This window comes from Acuticoccus sp. MNP-M23, assembly GCF_031195445.1.
Taxonomy (GTDB): Bacteria; Pseudomonadota; Alphaproteobacteria; order Rhizobiales; family Amorphaceae; genus Acuticoccus.
Window position 1 is genome coordinate 4,266,600 of sequence record NZ_CP133480.1, and the last position, 23,683, is coordinate 4,290,282.

Sequence of the window (23,683 nt, forward strand, 5' to 3'; positions counted from 1 at the left end):
AACCGCTCTATACGATGCTCGCCAACTACAATCGCTGGGCCAACGCGCGGCTCTACGATGCGGTTGCGCCGCTATCCGTCGAAGCCTACCGGTCCGATGAGGGCGCCTTTTTCAAGTCCCTCCACGGCACGCTCAACCATCTGGTGGCGGCGGACCGGATCTGGCTCACCCGCTTTACCGGCGAAGGCGATGCCCCGTCCCGCCTCGACGCCATCATTGCCGAAGACTTCACCACCCTGCGCGAAGAACGCGAGGCGACCGACAACGCCTATATCGGCTACGTCGCCCGCCTCTCCGACGAGGCGCTCGCCACCAACTTCACCTACACCCCGGTCACCACCCCCGTGCCGGTGACACAGCCACTGGCGCCGGCGCTCCTCCACGCCTTCAACCACCAGACCCACCACCGCGGCCAGTGTCACACGCTGCTGACCCGCCTCACCGGCGAAGCCCCCAGCCTCGACCTCATCTACTACCAGCGCGAGACCGGTGAGGGCATGGACTGACGGGCGACCCGCGCCTACGCTGCCGGCAGCGCGGTCTCCGCCGCGTCGGTGCGGTGTTTGCGGCAAAAGTCGATGAATTCGGCGCACGGCAGCGGGCGGGCGAACAGCCAGCCCTGCGCCGCATGCACGCCCTCCTTGCGCAGAAACGCCGCCTGAACTTCGGTCTCGACACCCTCGGCGACGAGATTCAAGTCCAGGCATTTTGCCAGCCTGATGATATGGCCGGTGACGCTCCGGGTCACTGCGCCGGTGCCGATGGTATCGATGAACGCCTTGTCGATCTTCAGCGTGTCCATCGGCAAGTCCTGCAGATAGCGCAGGCTGGAATAGCCGGTGCCGAAGTCGTCAATTGCAGCGCGGTGGCCGCGCCGCCGAAGCTCGGCAATCGTCGCCGCCGCCCCCTCGATCTCCACGAAGCTGCGCTCCGTCGCCTCGATACAGATCTGGGCGGGGTCGACGGTCGATCCTTTGAGCCCCCGTTGCAAAGCCGTCAGAATCTGGCCGGAGCTGATTTCTCCGGCACTTGCGTTGATCGACACATAAAAGGACCTCTCCTGCTGAAGAAATCCCGCCAGCTCTTTCACGGTGGTTTTGATCACGAGATCCGTGATCTGCCCGGCTATGCCTGTATCTTCGGCAATCGGAATGAACACGTCCGGCCTGACGATCTGGCCGTCCGGCCGCCGCCACCGCACCAGCGCCTCCGCACCGACGCAGGTGCGCGAGGACAACGAGACAATCGGTTGATATTCAACAAACAACTCTCCTTGCCGAATGGCGGTCGAAAGCTCCGAATCCAACGATCTTCGGCGAAGCAGCAACCAGTAACCGCCGCTTGCAAAAGGCAGCATGATCGCCGCAACAAGCAAAGTGAGCGTCGATTTTCTGGCGCTGAGATGTGCGCCGATCGTGATCCGTTCCGCGCGAGCGGTCACAATCCAGAATTTCGAGTGCAACTCGACGGCGACCCCATCCCCAGCCGTCCGCAGATCGCCGCCTTCGCGCGACTCTGTTGGGTAGAGAGGCAGACCATTCTGCGTGCTGACCGTGAATGTCATGGGCCACTCGGTCCAGTACAAATCATCGTACAATTGACGCTGGTCGATAAGGACGTCGTACCCGCCACGTCGCATGACCAGGATCGGCCCCCGGCCGGAAAGCTGGTCAACCAAGCCCCCTTCCCAGTTGACGTTCACGGTCAGGCCATCCGGCTGCACCCAATCGGGGGGCCCGAAGGCATCCTTGACGTTCTTCGCGCCGAAAGCCGTACACGTGATGTTGTCGCCGAGGCCGTAGGCGATGTTGTCGACCCGCAGAAAACGCAGGTGCAGATCGAACATCTGCTCAATGTTCTCGGGTGAGCACGGCGTGGTGTCGGTGGCCTCGATCTCGCTGAGGACCCGTTCTGCGTCAGCATAGATCGAGTCGGCAACCTTCGCGGCGCCGATTGCCGTGCGCTCGACCCCCTCGCGCTGTGCGTGCAACGCCAGCATCCAAGAAATCAGCACCGCCACCGCGAAAAGTGCGACCGACCCCAGAGTTGCCCATATGAAAACTAGAGTTGCAATCCGCCTGTCAAGCAATAGAACACCTCCAAATCCCCCCAGAAATACTACATGAATACTGCGCGATATATGATTGTGGCCGATAGCATGCAGGCGAACACGGGGCCATCGCCAATTGTCGACTTAATGAATATACTTTTAATCGTCGCAGTGGCACGCGCATTCGTTGCGGCGTGGCAAAATGGCTAACCCCTCCGGAAGGCGCGGCTTTTTGCCGGCCCCGAAAGCGGGCTGAGGTGCAAGGACATCATCGCTCTGGAATATTCGCGTTGGCGCTCACGTCGCCGACGTCACGAGATCCGGGGCGCCAGGGCGATGCTTGCGGTAGAAATTCAAGAATTCGATGCGCGGCAGCGATCGGGCAAACAGCCAGCCTTGCGCAAACTGGACACGCGCGTCCTGCAGGAACAACGCCTGCGCTTCGGTCTCGACGCCTTCGGCGACCATCGTCAGGTTGAGGTCGTTGCCCATGGAGATGATATGGCCGATGACGCTGCTGGTGACCGCTTCGGTGCCAACGGTATTGATGAAGGCCTTGTCGATCTTCAGCATGTCCGCCGGCAGCTTCTGAAGATACTGGAGACTTGAGTAGCCGGTGCCGAAATCGTCGATTGCGACGCGGTGGCCGCGGCGCCGAAGCTCTCCAATGGTCGCGCAGGCGCCTTCAAGGTCAACGAAGCTGCGCTCCGTCGCCTCCACGCAGATCTGGTGGTTCTTGATACCCGATTTCTTGAGGCCCGCTTCCAGCGCCGTCAGGATGCGGCCTGAACCGATGTCGGACGCGCACGTATTGATGGAGACATAAAAGGACCGCTCCCGCTGAAGGAATGGCGCCAGATCGCGCACGACGAGGTCGATCACCAGGTCGGTGATCTTTTCGCAATACCCCGCTTCTTCGGCAATCGGAATGAAATGGTCCGGTCTGACGAGTATCCCGTCCGGCCGCTGCCACCGCAAAAGCGCTTCCGCCGCCACGCATTTGCGCGATGGCAACTCGATGATCGGTTGATATTCGAGATAGAGCTCGCGATTGCGGATGGCGGCCGCGATTTCCGAGGCGACGGAAATCCGTCGGCGCATCAGCCAGAAGCTTCCGACGGGAAAGAGCAGTGCGATGGCCGCCGACGCCGGAATGAGCGTCGATTTCATGGAAATTACATGGTCGGCGATGCCGATGCGCTCGACCTTGGCCTGCGCGATCCAGTCGGCCGAATGCGCCTCGGCGACAATTTGATCGTCACGGGAGCCGGGATCGTCCGGTCGCGCTGACGGACCGGCCAAAAGCTCGATCCCATTCCGGGTTCTGATCGAGAATTGCGCAGTCCGGCCCATCAGGAACAGGTTTTCGTAAAAGTTGCGCTGATCCAAAAGCACGTGGTAGCCGCTTCGCCGCATGATCAGGATCGGACCCCGATCGGGCAGCTCGTCGACAAAGTAGCCCGGCCAGTTGACCGTCATCCCGATCCCGTCCGGCTGCAGGACGTCGCTCGGATCCACAACGCCGGGCAATGGCGGACCGCCGTCGGCGCTACACAGGATATCAGCGCCCTTGCCGTAGCCTGTCATGTGGATCTTCATGGAATTCAGAGTGAGGAGATACATCAGCCTTATGTGCTCGGGCGAGCACGGGATGCCGTCGAAGGCTTCCAATCGCGCGATGACCTCAACCGCATCGCGGTAGATCAGATCGGCGTGGTGGACGGCACGTCCGGCGGTCAGCTGGGCTTCCTGGCGCTCGTCGGCCCGGGCCAGCATCCAAGACGAGATGAGCACGGCCGACATAAGCCCGATCGTCCCGACAAACCCCAGAAGCAATGAGGTCCAGGCAGCCCGCATCTTCGACACAATGTCTCCCCCTCTCGACACCCGCCAAGGCATCGAAGGCCATGCGCATCAGCGCCTGCCTTTACGCCTATCAATTTGTCGATTGTCCTACAAACCAAAGGAGAGCGATTTGCCCGGCATTTATGCATGGCAGCAAAGCTGCTCCGGCTGCTGCCGCGCGGACACCCGTTGGATCCGCCTGCTTCGCGGTGATCACGGACCTTGGAAAGTGGCAAGACTCTCGACGCAATAGGCGGCGACCGAAGCACCCGAATTTTTCGCGTTTTGCGCCGGCCTGCGGCGGACGGCTTTTTCCCGGCCGTTTACGATCCGCTAACCGATCCACCTGCATCTTGTTGTTTCAGCAAACGCAAAACACCATATATTGTGTCCGGTAGAATTCACGAGCGGTGGAAAAACCCGCTCTTCCACAGGAACGAATCCCCCTGCGGGTTCCCCCAACTGCCTCGCAAGACCATCGTCGCGGCCATAGACGCCGACACCGAAGACGGGATGCTTATTGATGCGGATCGAACGACGCTACACCAAGGACGGCAAGTCCCCCTACGACGGAATTGAATTTCGCACGGCGACCTCCGAGATCCGCAATCCCAACGGATCAACGGTGTTCAAGCTCGAAAACGTGATGGTCCCGAAGACCTGGAGCCAGGTCGCGACCGACATCATCGCGCAGAAATATTTCCGCAAGGCCGGCGTCCCCGCCAAGCTGAAGAAGGTGAAGGAGTCCGGCGTTCCATCGTGGCTCAACCGCTCCGTGCCCGACCAGAAGGCCATCGATGTCCTTCCCGCCGACGAGCGCGATGTGGGCGAGACCGACAGCCGCGCGGTGTTCGACCGCCTTGCCGGCGCATGGACCTACTGGGGCCACAAGCACGGCTACTTCGACACCGAGAGCGACGCCCTCGCTTTCTACGACGAAGTACGCTTCATGCTCGCCACCCAGAAGGTGGCCCCCAACTCGCCGCAGTGGTTCAACACCGGCCTGCACTGGGCCTACGGCATCGATGGTCCCAGCCAGGGCCACCATTATGTCGATCCGCTGAAAAAGGTGCTGACGCGCTCGAACTCCGCCTACGAGCATCCGCAGCCGCACGCCTGCTTCATCCAGTCCGTGTCCGACGATCTCGTCAACGATGGCGGCATCATGGACCTGTGGGTCCGCGAGGCGCGCCTCTTCAAGTACGGCTCCGGCACCGGCTCCAACTTCTCGGCAATCCGCGGCTCGGGTGAAAAGCTCGCCGGCGGCGGCAAGTCGTCCGGCCTGATGTCGTTCCTGAAGATCGGCGACCGCGCCGCCGGGGCGATCAAATCGGGCGGCACCACCCGCCGTGCGGCAAAGATGGTGGTGGTCGACGTCGATCACCCCGATATCGAGGAATACGTCGACTGGAAGGTCCGCGAGGAGCAGAAGGTCGCGGCGCTCGTCACCGGGTCCAAGGTCGTCAAGCAGCACCTCACCGCGGTGATGAAGGCCTGCGTCAACTGCGAGGGCTCGGGCGAAGATTGCTTCGACCCCGAAAAGAACCCCGCCCTCAAGCGCGAGATCAAGGCTGCCCGCCGCGCGCATGTGCCGGAAAACTACGTCCTGCGCATCATCCAGTTCGCCAAGCAGGGCTACACCAACGTCGAATTCCCCGAATACGACACCGACTGGGATTCCGAAGCCTACCTCACCGTCGCAGGCCAGAACTCCAACAACTCGGTGCGCGTCACCGATCAGTTCCTGCGCGCCGTGGAAAAGGACGAGAACTGGGACCTCACCTACCGCACCTCCGGCGATGTGGCGAAGACCATCAACGCCCGTGACCTGTGGGAGAAGGTGGGCTACGCCGCCTGGGCATCCGCCGACCCCGGCATCCAGTTCCACACCACCATCAACGACTGGCACACCTGCCCCGAGGGCGGCGAGATCAACGCGTCCAATCCGTGCTCGGAATACATGTTCCTGGACGACACGGCGTGTAACCTCGCATCCCTCAATCTGATGCAGTTCAAGTCGGAAACCGGCGACTTCCACATCGGCCTCTTCGAGCATGCCGTGAAGCTGTGGACGATGGTGCTGGAAATCTCCGTCACCATGGCGCAGTTCCCCTCGCCCGCCATCGCGCAGAACTCTTATGACTACCGCACCCTCGGCCTTGGCTTTGCCAACATCGGCGGCCTGCTCATGGTGTCCGGCATCCCCTACGATTCGGAAAAGGGCCGCGCCATCTGCGCCGCCATCTCCGCAATCATGACCGGCACCGCCTACGCCACCTCCGCCGAGATGGCGCGCGACCTCGGCCCGTTCCCCAAGTATGAGGCCAACGCGTCCTCCATGCTGCGGGTCATTCGCAACCACCGGCGCGCCGCCCACGGCGACACCGGCGGCTACGAGAAGCTCGCGACCCGCCCTGTGCCGCTCGACAAGGCCGCCTGCCCTGACGCCAACCTCGTGGAACGCGCCGGCGCCTGCTGGGACCGCGCGCTGACGCTCGGCCAGAAATACGGCTACCGCAACGCGCAGGCGACCGTCGTTGCCCCCACCGGCACCATCGGCCTGGTGATGGATTGCGACACCACCGGCATCGAACCTGATTTCGCGCTCGTAAAATTCAAGAAGCTGGCCGGCGGCGGCTACTTCAAGATCATCAACCGCGCCGTGCCGCAGGCGCTCCGCGTTCTCGGCTACGAGAAGGAGCAGCGCGAGGAGATCATCAACTACGCGGTCGGCCACGGCACCCTTGTCGGCGCCCCGCACATCAACGCCGAAAGCCTTGCGAAGAAGGGCCTCACCGAGGACGCCATCAAGGCTGCCGAGGAAGCCGTCGCGCAGGCCTTCGACATCCGCTTCGTCTTCAACAAGTGGACGCTGGGCGAGGCTCTGCTGAAGCAGGTGCTGCCGGATGCCGACCTCGACGATCCGAAGTTCGACACCCTGAAAGCGCTCGGCTTCACGCCGAAGGAGATCGACGAGGCCAACATCTACGTGGCCGGCGCGATGACGCTGGAAGGCGCCCCGTACCTGTCCGAAGATCACATCCCGGTGTTCGACTGCGCCAGCCCCTGCGGCCGGCTCGGCAAGCGCTACCTCTCCGCCGAGGCGCACATCCGCATGATGGCGGCATCCCAGTCGTTCATCTCCGGCGCCATCTCGAAGACCATCAACATGCCGAACTCGGCAACGGTGGCCGACTGCACCGGCGCGTACGAGCTTTCGTGGAAGCTCGGCGTGAAGGCCAACGCCCTTTACCGTGACGGCTCCAAGCTCTCTCAGCCCCTCCAGGCCTCCCTCGTGGCGGACGACGAGGAGGACATGGACGACGTGATGGCCGAGCCGATGCCCAAGCGCGTCGCAGCGGTCGCAGAGCGGATGGTGGAGCGCGTCATCGAGCGCGAAGTGGTCAACCGCAAGCGGGACTCCATGCCCGACCGGCGCAAGGGCTACACCCAGAAGGCCATCATCGGCGGCCACAAGGTGTATCTGCGCACCGGTGAGTTCGACGACGGGCGCCTCGGCGAGATCTTCATCGACATGCACAAGGAAGGCGCCGCCTTCCGTGCGATGATGAACAACTTCGCCATCGCCATCTCGCTCGGCCTCCAGTACGGCGTGCCGCTGGAGGAGTACGTCGACGCCTTCACCTTCACCCGGTTCGAGCCGGCTGGCATGGTGCAGGGCAACGAGGCGATCAAGAACGCCACCTCGATCCTCGACTACATCTTCCGCGAGCTGGCCGTCTCCTACCTTGGCCGCAACGACCTTGCGCACGTGACGCCCGAGGACATCCAGTCCACCACGCTCGGCCGCGGTGTGGCGGGCGACAAGCCGCAGCCGCAGATGGTGTCCCACGGTCTCGTCCGCGGTCAGCGCTTCAAGCTGATCCGCGCCGATGCGCCCGAGGCCAAGGCGGTGGACGTGATCGCCAACGCCATCAACCGCGCCGGTGCGCAGCAGGCGGCCGCCGGCAGCAACGTCGCCACGGCCCTTGCACCGACCGAACTGGCGCCCACCGGCTCGCCCACCGGCGCCGGCTATGCGCAAGGGTCCGAGGCCCGTCAGTCGACGGCACCCGCCCCGGCCCCCGCTGGCAGCGGTGGTGGCGGCGACGCGCCGCGCTCCCCCATCGACGAGATCCGCGCCGAAGTTGCGGCACTTCTGGGCCTCGTCGAACGTCAGGCCGAAATGCCCGCGCCGGCTGCCGAGCGGCCCCCCGAGCCCCGGAAGGCCGAGAGTTCGGCGGAACGCGCGATGATGGCCCGCCTCAAGGGCTTCGAGGGCGACCCCTGCGGCGAGTGCGGCAACTTCACCCTGGTGCGCAACGGCACCTGCCTGAAGTGCGACACCTGCGGCGGCACCTCCGGCTGCAGCTGAACGGGCGGGCGCCTCTGGCGCCCTTCTGCCCCCGACGCACAAAAAACCCCCGGCGCTTGCGCCGGGGGTTTTGCATATTCAAGGCAAGCCGCATCCGCGATGCCATGCCCGGACAGCGCAGCGGCCACCACCTATCCGAAAAAAAAGCCAGCGCGGAATTCTCCGCGCTGGCTTTTGCATCACCCTGGCCGGGCGGCCCGGCGCAAAATGGCTTAGTTCGCGCGCTTCTGCAGACGCTTGATGCGGTCCTGCAGGTCGGCAATCTTTTCCTTGAACTCGGCAGTACGGGCGCCACGATCGCGCACCTGCTCGCGAAGCTCGGTGATCTGCTGGTTGTCGGCCCGGGCCTGCTGCTGCAGCTCGTCGATGCGCGAACGCAGATTGCCGTTCTGCTTCTCCAGGCGGCTGACCTCGTTGCGCGAGTTGTTGTTGTCGTTGGCGGCAAGCCGGCGCTCCAGCTTGTTGACATCACCCTGGAGCGTGTCGACCCGCTCGCGAAGGTTCAGGTTCTGGGACTTCAGGCGGTCCCTGGTCTCGCGCAACCGGGAGGCATTGGCGCTCGCGGAGTCGAGGTTGTTCGCCTTGCGCTCCAGATCGTTGTTTCGGCTGCGCAGGTTCTCGTTCTGGGCTTCCAGCGTCAACTTCTGCTCACGCAGGTTCCGCACCCAGGTGCGCAGCTCCGCTTCGCTGGCCTGCACGGTGATCACCGCGTCGCGTGCACCGGCCGGGACGGCGACAGGGCCGAAAGCCTGGGCGGCGCCAGCAAGCGGCAGTGCGAAGAGCGCAGCGGCAGCGGTCGTCTTCAAGAAATTCATCGTGTCTCCCTCCGAGTGGGACCGCGCAAGCGGCGGACCCTTCATCTATCTGCACAACGCCGCTGAACCTAAGACGGTTTCCATGAACCGCAGACGAAGGCTTCGTTCATCCGGTGTTTTGGATGCTGAACGCGGACAAAAACGGCGCGAGGAACCACGACGCTAACCCCGCGCAATTGACAGACCACCGCCTGAACGCCTTCCTGCCCCCTCGCCCCCCATCCGCCGAGGCCCTTCGTGCAGCAAGACTTTCGCAACACCGATACCCCGTCCAACCATAGCGCCGACATTGCAATCATCGGCGCAGGCGCTGCCGGCATCACGCTGGCGCGGGCGCTGGCCGGCACCGGCGCGCGGATCGTCATCACCGAAAGCGGCGGCGCGGCACCCGGCGACAATTTCGACAGCCTCAACGCGTGCGAAGTGGCGGGGCTTCCCTTTCCGGGCGCCGAGGAGGGCCGTGCTCGGGTTCTTGGCGGTGCAACCACCTTGTGGGGCGGCCAGTCCCTCCCGTTCGATCCTGTGGATTTTACCGCGCGCGCCCATGTGCCCAACAGCGGCTGGCCGATCCCCTATGAGGCGCTGGCGCCCTGGTACACGCCCGCCGAACAGCTCCTCCACCTCGACCAGATGGCTTACGGCGCAAACGGCTGGAAATTCGTCGGCGTCACGCCGCCGCCGTTCGACCCTGCAAAGGTTGGCTGCCAGATGTCGTGGCTTTCCCACCGCAAGAATTTTGCCGCCCTTTATGGCGGCGCGCTGGCGCAGGCTGCCAACGTCACGATCCTTCTCAACGCCACGGCCACCGGGCTTGTGGCCGGCGAAGACGGACAGCGGATCGAGCGCGTCACCCTCAAGGCACCCGGCGGCCGGACCGGAACGCTTACCGCGAAAACATTTGTGGTGTGCACCGGCAGCATCGAGACGGCGCGCCTCCTTCTGGCGTCCCCATCGCCGGACGGGAGCGGGATCGCCAACCGGCACGACGTGGTGGGTCGCTATTTTCAGGACCACCCCAGCGGCCACGTGCTCGACATCGTGCCGAAGGATCTGTTTGCCTTCGCGCACCTTTACCGGCCGCACAACCGGCGCCACTACCGCCTCTTTCCCAAGGTGCCGCTGGCGCCAGAGGTTCAGGCGCAAAGCCAGGTGATGAATGCCACCGCCGAGGTGGTTTTTCAGCTCCCGCAAGGCTCGCCCATGGAGACGGCCCGCGCCTTTTACGGATCGCTGGGGGCGGGGCGGATGCCGGCCGCACGAAATTTCCGAAACCTGTTTGGCGCAGTGTCGGAATTGCCGCGCACCATGCGCGACGTTGTGGTCCGCCGCCGCTCCCCCACCGCCAGGGGCTCCACGGTGGTCCTGTGGGCGCATATCGAGCAGGCGCCCAACCCGGACAGCCGGATCACCCTGTCAGACCAGCGCGACAGCCTTGGCGAGCCTCGCGCCAGGATCGACTGGCGCCTCACCGCGCTGGAGCAGAAAACATTCAGGGTGTTCGCCGAGACCGTGCAGGGCGAGCTGGCGCGCACCGGTCTTGCCGAAGCCACGGTCCCGTCGTGGTTGCTGGGCGACGACTGGCGCGAGAATGTCACCGACTTCTATCACCAGATGGGCACGGCGCGGATGGGCACCGATCCTGCCACCAGCGTGGTGGACGACACGCAAAAAGCCCAGGACATCGACAATCTCTATGTCGCGGGCTCAGCCGTCTTCCCCACAGGCAGCGCCTCAAACCCGACGCTGACGCTCCTTGCGCTCACCTTGCGTCTTGCCGATCACCTGAAGGCGACCGGCAAGGTGCCGATCAGTTCGGCAGGTTGAGGCGGATGTGCAGCTCGCGCAGCTGAGCGGGCGTCACGTCGGACGGGGCCTTCATCATCAGGTCCTCGGCGCGCTGGTTCATGGGGAACAGCGTCACGTCGCGCAGGTTCTCCTTGCCGCAAAGGAGCATCACGATCCGGTCGATGCCCGGCGCAATGCCGCCGTGCGGCGGTGCGCCATATTCCAGCGCCGACAGCATGCCGCCGAACTTGTCTTCCAGCACCGACTGGTCGTAGCCCGCCAGCGCAAACGCCTTGCGCATGATTTCCGGCTTGTGGTTCCGGATTGCGCCCGACGACAGCTCGATGCCGTTGCAGACGATGTCGTACTGGAATGCGTCGATCTCCAGCGGGTCCTTGGTTTCAAGAGCCTCCATCCCGCCCTGCGGCATGGAGAACGGGTTGTGCGAGAAGTCGACCTTCTTGTTCTCCTCGTCCCACTCGAACATCGGGAAGTCGACCACCCAGCAGAACGCGAACTGGTCGTTGTCGCAAAGCCCAAGATCGTTGCCGATCTTCTGCCGCGCGACTCCCGCAAACTGGCGGAAATGCTCCGGCCGTCCTGCGGCAAAGAACACGGCGTCGCCAGCGGCCAGCCCAAGCTGTTCGCGCAGCGCCTCGGTCCGCTCCGGCCCGATATTCTTGGCCACCGGCCCGGCGCCCTCAGCTTCGCCTTCACGCCAGAAGATGTAGCCGAGCCCCTTCTGCCCCTGGCTCTGCGCCCAGGAGTTCATCCGGTCGCAGAACGCACGGCTGCCGCCGGTCTTGGCCGGGATCGCCCAGACGCGCACCTTCGGGTCCGCCTCGATCATCCCCGCAAACACCTTGAAGCCGGAGCCCGCGAAATGCTGGGTGACGTCTTCCATCTCGATGGGGTTGCGAAGGTCCGGCTTGTCCGTGCCGTACTTCGCCAGCGCCTCGCGGTACGGAATGCGCGGGAAGCCCGCCGTCACCCGCTTGCCATCGGCAAATTCCATGAAGAGGTCACGCAGCACCGGCTCCACGGCCGAGAATACGTCTTCCTGCTCCACAAAGCTCATCTCGATGTCGAGCTGGTAGAACTCGCCCGGCGAGCGGTCGGCGCGCGCATCCTCGTCGCGGAAACACGGCGCGATCTGGAAATAACGGTCGAAGCCCGCAATCATGATCAGCTGCTTGAACTGCTGCGGCGCCTGCGGCAGCGCATAGAACTTGCCGGGGTGGAGACGCGAGGGCACCAGAAAGTCGCGCGCACCCTCGGGCGACGATGCTGTCAGGATCGGCGTCTGGAACTCGGTAAAGCCGCCTTCCACCATCCGCCTGCGGATCGACGAGATGATCTGTGACCGCTTCACGATGTCGTTGTGCAGCGTCTCGCGGCGAAGATCCAGGAAGCGGTATTTGAGGCGCGTCTCTTCCGGGTAGTCCGGCTCGCCGAACACAGGCACCGGCAGTTCCGGCGCCGTCGAGAGCACCTCGATTTCGCGCGCGAACACTTCGATCATGCCGGTGGGCAGGCGCGTGTTCTTCACCTCGTCGGCGCGCTCCTTCACCTCGCCGTCGACGCAGATCACCCACTCGGAGCGCACGGTTTCCGCAACCTTGAAGGCCGGCGAATCGGGGTCCACCACCACCTGCGTCAGCCCGTAATGGTCACGCAGGTCGATGAACAGAAGGCCGCCATGGTCGCGGACACGGTGCACCCAGCCCGAGAGGCGCACATTATTCCCCGCATCCTCGGCGCGAAGGGTGGCGCAGGTGTGGGATCGGTAGCGATGCATGTCAGGCCTCAAGGTGTGGGGTAGTGCCCGCATTCGCCATCATGCAGCCCCCAAGTCAAGGTGCGCTGGCCAAAGCCCACCGGCTTGCGGCGCCCGAACGGCCTCGCCGCCTTGACCACACCGGCATGGATCCCCATCCTACATTTACTTGAAATTACGCAATCGTCATCTGATACGAAACAATAGTTCATATTTAATCATCTCGTTTCTTTTATGGAGACTTCATGGCGACTTTCAAACCCGACACCACGTGGGTGGGCCTGCTCGGCGGCGGCGTGTCCGGCTCTATTCTTGGGGGCGGCAGCGTCTACCAGATCGACGTGTTCCACATGGGCGGCGAACGGCTTCCGGTCCGCGCGCTCGTCACCGGCAAGCGTCTCGGCCTCATGGCAGAGGTCGGCACCGCCCTGGCGGCGCTCGTCGTCACCGGATGCCGCAAGGGCTCGGAAATGGAGGGCATCACGTCCTCCGGTCTCGACTGGGAGCTTGCGGTCGGGCTGAAAGGCAGCACCCTGGCCAAGACCGGCGCCAAGCTGTTCAAGACCATGGCAGCCCAGGCTGCGGCTGGCGGCACCAACTGGGCGGTTCACGAAAGCGCCAAACGCTTCGTCCAGTGGACGATGGACGACCTTGGGGTCGTCCAGTCCGGCAAGCAGTTCAACCTCATCCCCTCACCGGTCTCCTTCGGGCTTGGCGCCGGGATCTTTTACGAGTGGCAAACGCTCAACCTTCTGGAGGGCAAGATCGGTTGGCAGTACATGTCGCCGCGCTGGAGTATCGAGAATGCCGGGGGCGACGTCTATTTCCAGCTCTGCAACATTCCCGAGCAGGACGGCACGGCGATCAGCATCGGCTTCGGTATCGACGAAATTGGCATCGACCCCCTGATCAGCTGGGAAAAGATCAAGGGCGAAGGCCGGGTCGGCTCACGGCACAAATATCACATCGAGGGCTACGTCTATGAGGGCTTCCTCTTCGAGCGGCGCGACGGGATGGGGTTTTCAGGCATCAACCTTTCCAACTACCGTCCCGTCGGCCAGATGCAGGAAGGGATCATGTCCATCGACCACAACAAGGATGTGGCAAAAAGCACCAAGATCACCGTCTATCCAAAAGTCTTCCGCTTCGGCAACGTGGCCTACTGGAACGCGGACGACCGGGCCGAGGTCGAGGTCGACAGCACCGGGCGCTTTGCAAAGGTCGCCGGCAACTCGGACTTGAGGGACTGAGCCCCAACGGCGAAGCCTGGCATCGCGGCAGATACGGACGTGGAGGCCATGGCAGACCCGATCATCCTCACCGTCCAGTTCGATGCGGCATCGGCATCATTTTTCGAAACCGCGCGCCGCACCCACTTCCCGCCGGCATTGAACAAGATCCCGGCGCACCTCACGCTGTTCCACGCACTGCCCGGTGACGATGAAACGCGCATTCTCGAGGCGGTGGCGGCCGCGGCAAACAGGGCGCCCTTCAAGGTGGCCGTGGACGGGCTCATGCCGCTCGGGCGCGGCGTGGCCTACCGCATCGCCTCCGAAAGTCTGGCCTCCGTCCGCCGCACGCTCGCGGATGCCTTTGCGGACGATCTCACCCGGCAGGACCGCGAGCGTTTCCGCCCGCACGTCACTATCCAGAACAAGGTGACGCCGGAGACCGCCTGCGCGACGCTGGCCGCACTGTCGGACGGCTTCAGGCCCTTCACCGCCACGGCGGAGGGTCTGCAGCTCTGGTGGTATCGCGGTGGCCCCTGGGACCCGCTTGCTGCGGTATCGTTCAGCGGCTGATCCGCAGCCCTTTGCCGGTCAGGCGATGAAGAAATAGTCCTCGAACACCGTCTCCGCCTGCCCCGTCAGCGTCGTCTCGACACCGCGGTAGGAAAAGATCATGTCGTTGCCGGAGACATGCAGCCGGTCCAGCGCCTCATCCTGCGTAAGGCCAAGGCCGCGCACATGGAGCTGGTCGTATTCCCTGGCATTGAAGTCCGCGATCCGGTCGTGTCCGGCCTGGGCATTCAGGACGAAAACGTCCGACCCTTCGCCGCCAAACATGACGTCTTCGCCTTCGCCGCCGACGAGGCTGTCCTCCCGCGTGCCGCCAACCAGCGTATCGTTGCCCTGCTGGCCGCTGAGGGTGTCGCTGCCCGCATCGCCGAACAGCCGGTCATTGCCGGTGCCGCCCCAGAGCATGTCATTCTGGTCACCGCCGGTCGCAACATCGTTGCCATCACCGCCGACAAGGGTGTCGTACCCGGTCTCGCCGCGCAAAAGGTCCTTGTGCGCGCCACCGTTCAAAAAATCGTCCCACGAGCCGCCGAACAGCGTGTCCTCGCCCACCTGGCCGGCCATCCGGTCCTCGCCGGGACCGCCATACATGCGATCAGAGCCGCCATTGCCCCACATGGCGTCGTGGTCGTTTTCGCCGCTTATCGTGTCGTTGCCGGAGCCGCCGCTCATCCGGTCGTCGCCGCTGCCGCCGCGCATCAGGTCCGAATGGTCGCCGCCCAGCATGAGGTCGTCGCCCGGCCCGCCGTTCAGCGTGTCCTGGTGCGCTTCGCCAAGCAGCGTGTCGTTGCCGAACTCGCCAAACAGCTTGTCTTCGCCAACCCCGCCGGAAACCATGTCGTCGCCATCTTCACCGGATGCGACGTCGTGGCCATTCTGGCCGCGCAGCGTGTCGTTGTCGTTGCCGCCGAACAGATAGTCTCCGGCGTTGCCCCCCAGCAGGAGATCGTCGCCATTGAAACCGCGCAGGGTGTCCCACTGGGCGTTGCCGTCCAGCGTATCGTCGCCGCCCCGGCCCATCAGAAGGTCGCTGCCCACGTCGCCGCGGATCCAGGTGTCGTCGTTGACGCCGATCAGCGTATCCCCGTCGGTGGTCCCGTCCACCACCATCACGTCCGGCCCGGCGTACCAGCGCATCGTCACGCCATCGAGCCCGCGGGGCGAACCGTAGAGAGATTGCAGCGCCTGTTTGTCCAGCGACTGGTAATCGGACTTGTAGCTCCCTTCCCAGTTATAGGACATCACCGTGTACTCGGTGTTGTCGTACCGGGACTGGAGGTGGGTCACGCCGTCGAACGAATGCTTGAGGCCCACGGCATGGCCAAGCTCGTGCAGCATGATCTGAAAACCGGCGCTACCCTTGGTATAATCGCCGTAAAACCGGTTCATGCCGATCGAGCCGGACGTGCTCTGGCTCCACGGCGTGGTGTTCGGATAGTTCGCCCAGGACACCCCTTCCACATCATCGTTGTGGAAGACCGAGATCATCTCGTTGGCGCTGGACTCGACCTGCACGAACTGGATCCCGGTGGTCCGCGCCATCACCGCCATTGCAGACTTTGTCGCGTCAATCAGCTTGCGGTCGGCCACGGCATAGTTCGAACCGGAAAGATCCGAAGCACTGGCGAAGGAATAAGTAATAATTACCGGCGGGCTGTTCTCCTGGAATCCATGAAAAATTGCAAATTTTCCAGCCAGAATTCCGTCAAACACTCTAAACAAGACTCACTCCACACATGTTGACTGTATTTTTCCCTGCGAACGCTGGGCTTACAGTCCAGACTGATGCGCAATCTATCTCTAACGCAAAATAACAAGATCCTGCAATGAAGTGTCGCCGTCGTTCTCGCCCGGCCGCCATGCACGGCGGCTCGGTGGCATAAACGCTACGCTTTTTGCAGGCGGCGTTTGTCAGACGATGAAGTCCGCCATGTCGAAGTTCGTGGTCGCATTGCCAAGCAGTCTGGTTTCCACGCCGCCCCATGTGAACATCATGTCATCGCCGGCAACCACTAGCCGGTTCAGCGCCTGTTCGGCGGAAATGCCGAGATCGCGGATCATCAGCCGGTCGAACTCATCCGGATCGAAATCTGCAATCGTGTCGCGGCCAGCGTTCGTGCCGAGAACGAAAATGTCCGCAGCAGCCCCGCCACTCATCAGATCGGTACCCTGTCCGCCAACCAGCAGATCCTGTCCGTCCCCACCGTTCAGCGTGTCGTCCCACAGGTCACCAACCAGCGTGTCGGCCCCCGGACCGCCAAAAAGCCTGTCCTTGCCGCCACCGCCCCACAATATGTCGGCGCCGCGCTCGCCCGTGAGCGTGTCGTCGCCCGTGCCGCCAAACAGGGTATCGTTGCCGTTGGCGCCGTTCAGAAGGTCGCTCCAGTCGCCGCCATCCAGAATGTCATGGCCTGCCCCGCCATTCAGGATGTCGGGCTGCTCCTGCCCTTTCAGCGTGTCGTTGCCGTCTCCGCCAAACATTCGGTCGCCGCCAGATCCGCCCCACAGCCAGTCATTTCCGGCACCGCCGGTGATGATGTCCGGCCCCGCACCGCCGCTGATGGTGTCGTTGCCTCCGCCGCCGAGCAGTCGGTCGGCACCGTCGCCGCCATGAAGCATGTCAGAGCCGCCGCCCCCATCCAGCGTATCGTTGTGGGCAAAGCCGGCCAGCGTGTCCCTGGAGTCCCCGCCGGAGAGACGATCCTTCCCGTTGCCGCCGGTCAGAAGGTCGCTGCCCTCCCCGCCGCGCAGCACATCGTTGCCGCGCTCGCCAATCAGCGTATCGTCCCCGCGCCCGCCCACAAGCACGTCGCCAGCATCGCCGCCCCAAAGCCGGTCGTCGCCGCTGTAGCCGTACAGCCTGTCCCAGTGTGCGTTGCCATGCAGCGTGTCGTCGCCAGCGCGCCCCACAAGCAAATCATTGCCGGACCGGCCCAGAATGCGCGTGTCGCCATTCACGCCGATCAGCCTGTCGCCCCGTGCCGTGCCGGAGATCTGCAAGATGTCAGCGCCGGCAAACCAGCGGACACCCACGCCGGCGAGCGCGCTGTCGTCCCCGTAAAGATAAGTGAGCGCGCGAACGTCCAGCGACTGATAAGCGGTCTTGTTCGGCCCCGCCCAGTCATACGACATCACGGTGTGGTTGGTGTTGTCGCGTGCCGGCGGCAGGCGCGGGCTGCCATCGAACGGGTGCTTCAACCCCACCGCATGGCCAAGCTCATGCAGCATGATCTGGAAGGCGCCCGACCCTCGCGCGTAGTTGCCATAAAAGCGGTTCATGCCGATGGAGCCGCTGGAATTTTCACCAGTCTCAAAGGTGTACGGGTAGTTCGCCCAGGAGTATCCGTCAGTATCGTCGTTGTAAAAAATGCTGATCATCTCGTCAGCAGACGGCTCGACCTGAACGAAGCGGACACCCGCAACGTCTTCCATCTTGGCCATGGCCCCTCGCGCTGCGGCCTTCAGCTTGGCGTCGGCCACCGCATAGTCGGTGCCCCGCAAATCCCCCCGGCCGGCAAACGCATAGGTGAGGATGACCGGCACGCCTTTCCCGTGAAAATTGTTCAGAGAATAAGCACCGCCCGCAAGGATCGCCTGGAACGACATGACCGATTACCTTTTTCGACGGCAACAATTTATGGGCACCCACGCGCAGGATAAACCACTTGCGGCGCATCCGAGATCACGAAAATCCAGCCCGCGCCAATCTGCTCCAAATCACTGAGCGCGCCGGCATGGCGGCGGGAAAAAAAATACGTCGTCTTGCCGCGCGCGCCACTTAAAATGCACGCATTGCGGGGTTCCGGCGGATCAAAATCTGTTATCAGCATTGGCGTCACAAGGCGCCTTCGGGCGGGCAACTGGCCTGTCTCCGGCAAAAAAGCCATCGCCGATGGCCGCCTGCACTATCCTCGCGCGCCATTGCGTCCTATATGCGAGCCGCTGTCTGGCGCGACCAAACGCTGACCCCCTTTTAATTCACACCGTGTCTTCGCTACATACGGCCAACGCCGCGAGTAGGACTTTCCCATGCAGACCGTCATCATCGTCATCCACCTGATGATCGTGATCGCCTTGATCGCCGTCATTCTCCTGCAGCGCTCGGAAGGCGGCGGGCTCGGTATCGGCGGCGGTGGTGGTGGCGGGGGTGGCGCCGGCGGCGGCATGTTCTCCGCCCGCGGCAGTGCCAACCTTCTGACGCGCACCACCACCTTCCTGGCCATTGCCTTCTTCGTCACCTCGCTGGGCCTTGGCATCCTTGCCCGCCAGCAGGCCGGCGCACCGTCCATCCTCGATGGTCTGACCGGAACCGAAAGCGGCACCCCGCTGGGCGACGGTGAAACCCGCGGCACAGGCACCGGCATTCTGGACGCGCTCCAGCCCGAAGCGGACGGCACCCCCGCCCCGCCTTCCGGTGACGCCGCTGCGCCTGAAGCACCGAGCACCCCTGCCGCGCCGACGTCTCCGCAGGTTCCCACGGGCCAGTAGGCCCGCCGGGCGACCCCGCCCACTCCCGCAACCGCCCCGCTTCACGGGCGGTTGCAACGCGCCCGGCAAGATCGAGCGCGCAGGATCCGGCACCGGCCGCATTCTTCCGGCGGTCGCCAGATGTGGTCCGATGCTATCCCTCGATGACCCCCGTTGGAGCGAGTTGCGGCACGCCTACGGTGATGCGGCCAATATCCCCAGCCTGCTGCGGACCCTGGCCTCATCCACCGCTCCAAAGGCGCGCGACCAGGACGAACCATGGTTCACTCTCTGGTCGTGCTTGTGCCATCAGGGCGACGTGTTCACCGCGTCCTACGCAGCCATTCCCCACATCGTGCAGATTGCAAGCGAAGCAAGCGGTCCCGTCGACTTCGGTTTTTTCCAACTGCCAACAGCCGTTGAGGTCGCCCGGCAAACTGGCCGTGGGCCTGACATCCCCGTGCCTTTTGCGGACGATTATCATCGCGCGATCACGCAACTGGTTGAAAACGTAAGCCGCCACCGCGCCGAGGCGTGGGATCAGCCGATGCTCCTGTCAGCCGCGGCAGCGCAAGCCGTTGCCAAGGGACATGTCGATGTCGCCGAGGCCCTGCTGAACCTCGACGCGGACTGGATCGCCAGGATCAACAGCGTCGATTTCGACGAGGCCTTCCCACGGTCAAACGGATGATCGAGGCTTAAGATAAGCCGACACGACCTCCCCTTCATCGAGTGGCGCATTCTGACCTGCTGCGGCCCAACTCGCCCGTAGGCGTCCCCGCATCGATGATCCCCGCATGCTTGCGGACAAGGCTGAGAGTGCGGACCGTGTTCGCGAACGGATCCAATCCCACGGTGCCGCGCCTCCGTGTCTACGGCTCGATAGATTTCGCGGCACATTACCCGGATTGATTGAGCGGCATGTGTTTGCGATAAAGCTATGCTGCACAGCGCTCGGCTTTTTGCTTGGCGCTCCATTTCTTTTGCATAAATCATCATAACGCGAGCTGGGTGTGGAAACAAAATCGGACGATAATCAACGCGCGCTCGCCAGCCGGCCCTTCATGCAACTCGGGTTCAGGGCCCGGAGTGTCAAAGGACACTTGCCGATCTTCCAGAAGCTGCGGAAAGAAATGGCCTATCACGGCCCGGTCGATGTTCGCGTCCCTGGTGTCATGCCCATGACCATGTGGGTGGAAGACGACGACAACGTTGCCCGTACCTTCTTCTATTTCGGCGAAGGGTCTTATGAATGCCTGACGATGATCCTCTTCGGGCAACTTGCAAAAACGACCCGGATGGTCTGGGACATTGGCGGTCACACCGGCCTGTTCTCGCTGGTTGCCGCCAGGTCGAACTGGGCGACCGAGGTGCACTATTTCGAGATTCTGGAGCACATTCGCGCCCGTGCCGCCGTCAACTTCGCGATATCGAACGTGGCCGACAAGGTCACCATCGTGCCCAAGGGCGTGTCTCGCGAATCGGGAGAAGTCTCGGTCTTCTTTGACGAGGCAGAGACCATGTGGACCGGCGCATCCATCGAAGCGCTGCCCAACCGGCTGAAGCGAAAGGGCGTGGTCGAGAAGACGGTGCCGGTGACCAGCATCGACGACCACTGGGAATCGCTTGGCCGGCCGCAGGTTGGTCTCGTCAAGATCGACGTGGAGAACCACGAGGTCCCGGCTCTCCAGGGCGCCAAGGCCTTCCTCTCCCACAACAAGCCCTTCCTCGTTCTGGAAATCCTGTCGCGCGAGAACCTCATGGAGATGGTCGACGTCCTCCGCCCGCACGGATACGCGGCGGTCTACGTGATCGACGACACCAACATCGCCATCCACGAATATTCCATGGACCTGAAGGACCACAAGGGCGACGACTACGAGTTCCGCGAGTATCACAACGTGCTGATCTCGCGCACAAAGCTGCACCGCAACTTCCGGGATCAGCTGGCGCAGGTGATCGCAGCTTCGCCCATCGGCGCCGGCGCGATCGGCGTCTAGAACCGCGCGGGCGCTGCGGCGGCCGTCCCTTTAGCGGGGCATAACCGCCCTCGATCCGGGCCGCCGCGCTTGAAGCCCGCGGCCGCCCGTGCTTTTGAGTAGCCCCGGACGCGAACTTCCGGGGGAATTATGCCGCGCTACGTATTCATCACAGGCGGCGTCGTTTCTTCGCTGGGCAAGGGTCTCGCCTCTGCCGCGCTGGGTGCCCTTCTTCAGGCCCGCGGCTACAAGGTCCGCCTTCGCAAGCTCGACCCCTACCTCAACGTCGACCCCGGCACGATGAGCCCCTACCAGCACGGTGAGGTCTTCGTCACCGACGACGGCGCCGAGGCCGACCTCGACCTTGGCCACTACGAGCGCTTCACCGGCCGTCCCGCCAACAAGCAGGACAACATCACCACCGGCCGCATCTACCAGGACATCCTCACCAAGGAGCGCCGGGGCGACTATCTCGGCGGCACCGTCCAGGTGATCCCCCACGTCACCGACGCCATCAAGCAGTTCGTCCTGACCGGCAACGAGGACTACGACTTCGTGCTGGTGGAAATCGGCGGCACGGTCGGCGACATCGAGGGCCTGCCCTTCTTCGAGGCGATCCGCCAGCTCTCGGTGGACCTCCCGCGCGGCGACACCCTCTTCATCCACCTCACCTTGATGCCCTGGATCCCGGCGGCGGGCGAACTCAAGACCAAGCCCACCCAGCACTCGGTGAAAGAGCTCCGCTCCATCGGCATCCAGCCCGACATTCTGCTGGTGCGCTGCGACCGCCCCATTCCCGTGTCCGAGCGGCGCAAGCTCGCCCTCTTCTGCTCGGTGCGCGAGACCTCCGTCATCCCCGCGCTCGACGTCGGCACCATCTACGACGTCCCCGTCGCCTACCACGAGGAGGGCTTCGATTCCGAAGTTCTCGCCGCGTTCGGCATCACCGACGCGCCGGACGCCGACCTCTCCCGCTGGCACGAGATCTCCCGCCGCCTTGCCAACCCCGAGGGCGAGGTGACCATCGCCATCATCGGCAAGTACACCGAGCTCAAAGACGCCTACAAATCGCTCATCGAGGCGCTCACCCACGGCGGCATCGCCAACAACGTGCGCGTCAACCTCGAATGGATCGAGGCGTCCGTGTTCGAGACCGAGAACCCCGCCGCGCATCTTGAAGACGTCCACGGCATCCTCGTCCCCGGCGGTTTTGGCGAGCGCGGGGCGGAGGGCAAGATTGCGGCGGCCGGTTTTGCCCGCAAGCGCCTGGTCCCCTATTTCGGGATCTGTTTCGGGATGCAGATGGCGGTGATCGAGGCGGCGCGGAACCTCGCCGGCCTCCCCGCCGCCAGCTCCACCGAGTTCGGCGAGACCCCCGAGCCCGTGGTCGGCCTCCTGACCGAATGGCTCCGCGGCAACGCGCTGGAGCGCCGCGCCGCCGGCGGCAACCTCGGCGGCACGATGCGCCTCGGCGCCTACCCGGCCGACCTTGGCGCGGACACCCGCATCGCCGAGGTCTACGGCACCACCCAGATCGAGGAGCGCCACCGCCACCGCTACGAGGTCAACATGCTTTATCGCGAGGCGCTGGAGGCGAAGGGGATGCGGTTTTCCGGGACTTCGCCTGATGGGGTGCTGCCGGAGACTGTGGAGATGGAGGGGCACCCGTGGTTCATCGGGGTGCAGTTCCATCCGGAGCTGAAGAGCCGGCCGTTTGAGCCGCATCCGTTGTTTGCGGGGTTTGTTGCGGCGGCTGTGGAGCAGTCTCGGTTAGTGTAACCCAGAATAATTAGGTCAGAACACGAATATGAATGACCCGAAGTACCAAATATTTGTCAGTTCTACTTACAAAGACCTTAAAGACGAACGCGACGCAATTATTCGCGCTGTGCTCGATTTAAATCACATTCCGGCAGGAATGGAGCTATTTCCTGCAACAAACGATTCTCAAATAGATTACATCTATAGGGTTATTGATGAGTGCGACTACTATATCCTAGTGATAGGCGGCAGGTATGGAAGCGTGGACGGGAACGGCATTAGTTATACTGAGAAAGAATTAAATTACGCGGAACACAAAAAGATACCAATATTGACGTTTATACACGAGGATATAAACAAAATTCAGCATGGCAACGTTGAACAAGATAAATCACAACTGGAGAAATTAATTGAATTCCGTGACCGTGCTAGCTCCGGCCGAGTTGTCAAATATTTTTCCGCTATTTCAGATCTGACAGGGAAAGTCTTTTCAGCGCTCTCTCAGGAGATGAGATCAAATCCGCAAGTTGGATGGATTCGTGGAAATAATGCAGCCAGTGAAGACCTGATTAAAGAAGCAATTCGCAGCAAGGAGCTTGTTAAAAGCCTTTCTTCAAGAATCTCAACCCTTCGAATAAAGATAGACGAATACGAGGCTATTGACCGAGCCAAGATCAATATCTTGTATTACGATGACTCCTACCTTCAAACCTTACGCCTCGACGGAAAGCAAGTTATTGAGCACTTTGCTGCAAGCCTTTTTGAAGGCACAAACGATGAGGAAATTAAGAGTGGAATTCACGATCTAATACACTCAAATACCGGTTCCGAATTCGATGCTCACCCAAAAAATGTCAATCAGATTAAGTTGTTCTTTAATGTTTTCGAACTTATTGAATCAAAAACTTCCCCAGATGGGGCAATCATTTATACCATACAAGACAAAAAAAGATATCTACTTAAGGCTGCATTTCTGTCAATGAGTGAGGTCAACGAGCCCTACGATTATGATATACCGTTCTAGCTCAAT

At 62.8% G+C, this 23,683-nt stretch carries 17 protein-coding genes; 10 read left to right on the forward strand and 7 right to left on the reverse strand.

The genetic code is table 11. The features are described 5' to 3' along the window. Positions 1-14: 14 nt before the first annotated feature. Complete coding sequence (locus RDV64_RS19675; RefSeq protein ID WP_375143841.1) at positions 15-506, forward strand: DinB family protein; 492 nt, start codon at positions 15-17, stop codon at positions 504-506. 14 nt (positions 507-520) lie between these two features. On the opposite strand, the gene RDV64_RS19680 is transcribed toward RDV64_RS19675, so the two are convergent. Then, complete coding sequence (locus RDV64_RS19680; RefSeq protein ID WP_309196660.1) at positions 521-2,020, reverse strand: EAL domain-containing protein; 1,500 nt, start codon at positions 2,018-2,020, stop codon at positions 521-523. Between the two features lie 327 nt (positions 2,021-2,347). Beyond that, a complete protein-coding gene (locus RDV64_RS19685) occupies positions 2,348-3,907 on the reverse strand; it encodes an EAL domain-containing protein (protein ID WP_309199555.1) in 1,560 nt (519 codons plus the stop codon). Positions 3,908-4,418: 511 nt separating this feature from the next. Here RDV64_RS19685 and RDV64_RS19690 point away from each other — a divergent pair. Next, on the forward strand, positions 4,419-8,270 hold the full coding sequence (locus RDV64_RS19690; protein ID WP_309196661.1) for a vitamin B12-dependent ribonucleotide reductase: 3,852 nt from the start codon (positions 4,419-4,421) through the stop codon (positions 8,268-8,270). Positions 8,271-8,482: 212 nt separating this feature from the next. Here RDV64_RS19690 and RDV64_RS19695 read toward each other — a convergent pair whose 3' ends face one another. Continuing rightward, a complete protein-coding gene (locus tag RDV64_RS19695) occupies positions 8,483-9,085 on the reverse strand; it encodes a hypothetical protein (RefSeq protein ID WP_309196662.1) in 603 nt (200 codons plus the stop codon). A 237-nt stretch (positions 9,086-9,322) separates the two neighbouring features. Between RDV64_RS19695 and RDV64_RS19700 the strand changes: the two genes are divergently transcribed. Further along, entirely contained in the window at positions 9,323-10,909 is a 1,587-nt protein-coding gene (locus RDV64_RS19700) for a GMC family oxidoreductase (RefSeq protein ID WP_309196663.1), read from the forward strand. Here the strand turns inward: RDV64_RS19700 and aspS are convergent. Beyond that, on the reverse strand, positions 10,893-12,668 hold the full coding sequence (gene aspS, locus RDV64_RS19705) for an aspartate--tRNA ligase (RefSeq protein WP_309196664.1): 1,776 nt from the start codon (positions 12,666-12,668) through the stop codon (positions 10,893-10,895). The genes RDV64_RS19700 and aspS overlap by 17 nt on opposite strands. Before the next feature lie 224 nt (positions 12,669-12,892). Here aspS and RDV64_RS19710 point away from each other — a divergent pair, with 224 nt between their 5' ends. Continuing rightward, positions 12,893-13,897: a hypothetical protein gene (locus RDV64_RS19710; protein WP_309196665.1), complete on the forward strand. Its 1,005-nt coding sequence runs from the start codon at positions 12,893-12,895 to the stop codon at positions 13,895-13,897. Between the two features lie 48 nt (positions 13,898-13,945). Next, positions 13,946-14,449, forward strand: a complete 504-nt coding sequence (locus RDV64_RS19715) for a 2'-5' RNA ligase family protein (RefSeq protein ID WP_309196666.1) — start codon at positions 13,946-13,948, stop codon at positions 14,447-14,449. An 18-nt stretch (positions 14,450-14,467) separates the two neighbouring features. Here the strand turns inward: RDV64_RS19715 and RDV64_RS19720 are convergent, their stop codons facing one another. The 3 genes from RDV64_RS19720 to RDV64_RS19730 all read right to left on the reverse strand — a co-directional run bounded on the left by RDV64_RS19720 (position 14,468) and on the right by RDV64_RS19730 (position 18,285). Next, positions 14,468-16,036 carry a hypothetical protein gene (locus tag RDV64_RS19720; RefSeq protein WP_309196667.1) on the reverse strand — a complete coding sequence of 523 codons (1,569 nt, stop codon included), beginning with the start codon at positions 16,034-16,036 and terminating at the stop codon, positions 14,468-14,470. 321 nt (positions 16,037-16,357) lie between these two features. Next, positions 16,358-18,052 (reverse strand): hypothetical protein, encoded by a 1,695-nt coding sequence (locus RDV64_RS19725; RefSeq protein WP_309196668.1) that lies wholly within the window; start codon positions 18,050-18,052, stop codon positions 16,358-16,360. A gap of 29 nt (positions 18,053-18,081) precedes the next feature. Continuing rightward, entirely contained in the window at positions 18,082-18,285 is a 204-nt protein-coding gene (locus RDV64_RS19730; protein WP_309196669.1) for a hypothetical protein, read from the reverse strand. A 190-nt stretch (positions 18,286-18,475) separates the two neighbouring features. Here RDV64_RS19730 and secG point away from each other — a divergent pair, with 190 nt between their 5' ends. From secG to RDV64_RS19755, 5 genes are all read left to right on the forward strand, one after another. After that, positions 18,476-18,934 (forward strand): preprotein translocase subunit SecG, encoded by a 459-nt coding sequence (gene secG, locus RDV64_RS19735; protein WP_309196670.1) that lies wholly within the window; start codon positions 18,476-18,478, stop codon positions 18,932-18,934. A 130-nt stretch (positions 18,935-19,064) separates the two neighbouring features. Further along, positions 19,065-19,604, forward strand: coding sequence for a hypothetical protein (locus RDV64_RS19740; protein ID WP_309196671.1), 540 nt, complete (start codon positions 19,065-19,067; stop codon positions 19,602-19,604). Positions 19,605-20,046: 442 nt separating this feature from the next. Further along, a complete protein-coding gene (locus RDV64_RS19745) occupies positions 20,047-20,913 on the forward strand; it encodes an FkbM family methyltransferase (protein WP_309196672.1) in 867 nt (288 codons plus the stop codon). 129 nt (positions 20,914-21,042) lie between these two features. Next, positions 21,043-22,671, forward strand: a complete 1,629-nt coding sequence (locus tag RDV64_RS19750; protein WP_309196673.1) for a CTP synthase — start codon at positions 21,043-21,045, stop codon at positions 22,669-22,671. Between the two features lie 28 nt (positions 22,672-22,699). Next, the gene (locus RDV64_RS19755; RefSeq protein ID WP_309196674.1) at positions 22,700-23,677 is read left to right on the forward strand and encodes a DUF4062 domain-containing protein; all 978 of its coding nucleotides are present in this window, start codon (positions 22,700-22,702) and stop codon (positions 23,675-23,677) included. Positions 23,678-23,683: the final 6 nt, after the last annotated feature.

Coding starts and splice junctions, on each gene's coding strand:
- RDV64_RS19695 (WP_309196662.1), bottom strand. CDS start 9,085: ATGAATTTCTTGAAGACGACCGCTGCCGCTGCGCTCTTCGCACTGCCG.
- RDV64_RS19755 (WP_309196674.1), top strand. CDS start 22,700: ATGAATGACCCGAAGTACCAAATATTTGTCAGTTCTACTTACAAAGAC.
- RDV64_RS19715 (WP_309196666.1), top strand. CDS start 13,946: ATGGCAGACCCGATCATCCTCACCGTCCAGTTCGATGCGGCATCGGCA.
- RDV64_RS19740 (WP_309196671.1), top strand. CDS start 19,065: ATGCTATCCCTCGATGACCCCCGTTGGAGCGAGTTGCGGCACGCCTAC.
- RDV64_RS19750 (WP_309196673.1), top strand. CDS start 21,043: ATGCCGCGCTACGTATTCATCACAGGCGGCGTCGTTTCTTCGCTGGGC.
- RDV64_RS19710 (WP_309196665.1), top strand. CDS start 12,893: ATGGCGACTTTCAAACCCGACACCACGTGGGTGGGCCTGCTCGGCGGC.
- RDV64_RS19685 (WP_309199555.1), bottom strand. CDS start 3,907: ATGCGGGCTGCCTGGACCTCATTGCTTCTGGGGTTTGTCGGGACGATC.
- RDV64_RS19690 (WP_309196661.1), top strand. CDS start 4,419: ATGCGGATCGAACGACGCTACACCAAGGACGGCAAGTCCCCCTACGAC.
- RDV64_RS19725 (WP_309196668.1), bottom strand. CDS start 18,052: ATGTCGTTCCAGGCGATCCTTGCGGGCGGTGCTTATTCTCTGAACAAT.
- RDV64_RS19675 (WP_375143841.1), top strand. CDS start 15: ATGCTCGCCAACTACAATCGCTGGGCCAACGCGCGGCTCTACGATGCG.
- aspS (WP_309196664.1), bottom strand. CDS start 12,668: ATGCATCGCTACCGATCCCACACCTGCGCCACCCTTCGCGCCGAGGAT.
- RDV64_RS19745 (WP_309196672.1), top strand. CDS start 20,047: ATGGCCTATCACGGCCCGGTCGATGTTCGCGTCCCTGGTGTCATGCCC.
- secG (WP_309196670.1), top strand. CDS start 18,476: ATGCAGACCGTCATCATCGTCATCCACCTGATGATCGTGATCGCCTTG.